At 53.2% G+C, this 602-nt stretch carries 1 protein-coding gene; it reads left to right on the forward strand.

Annotated elements, in window-relative coordinates:
• Positions 1–602: reverse transcriptase domain-containing protein (locus HPT30_RS00780; RefSeq protein WP_246316848.1), on the forward strand; the 602-nt coding region annotated here is incomplete at both ends.

Here is a 602-nt window from a genome sequence, read left to right on the forward strand (position 1 = left end):
ATGAGGAGCAACGACAGCAGAATATCTCGCAAGAGAGCTTGCGGCAAAGAGAAGCGGTGAAGCCGCTAGGGTATGCCGGAGCGCCGAGTTCTTCGTCGGCACAAGTCGCCCCTTCCTCTCGCGAAGACCAGAACAACTTGCTGGAGCGAATGCTCGAAGGAGATAACCTTAGGCTCGCTTATAAACGAGTGGTGCAAAACGGAGGAGCGCCCGGTGTGGACGGTGTAACGGTAGCGAATCTACAAGTTTACCTGAATACGCACTGGGCAAGAGTGAAAACTGAACTTCTGACGGGCACTTACAGACCTGCGCCAGTCAAACGGGTGGAAATTCCCAAACCCGGAGGCGGTGTACGGCTTTTAGGCATCCCGACCGTCATGGACCGATTTCTCCAGCAGGCACTTTTACAAGTGATGAACCCGATCTTTGACGCGCAATTTTCCTGGTATAGCTACGGCTTTCGCCCGGGAAAAAGTGCACATGACGCGGTCAAACAAGCGCAGAGATATATCCAAAGTGGACTCCGATGGGTCGTAGATCTAGATCTGGAAAAGTTCTTCGACCAGGTGAATCATGACATGTTGGTGGCAAGGGTGGCGCGA

It is taken from the genome of Paenibacillus agri (assembly GCF_013359945.1).
GTDB lineage: Bacteria > Bacillota > Bacilli > Paenibacillales > Paenibacillaceae > Paenibacillus_AQ > Paenibacillus_AQ agri.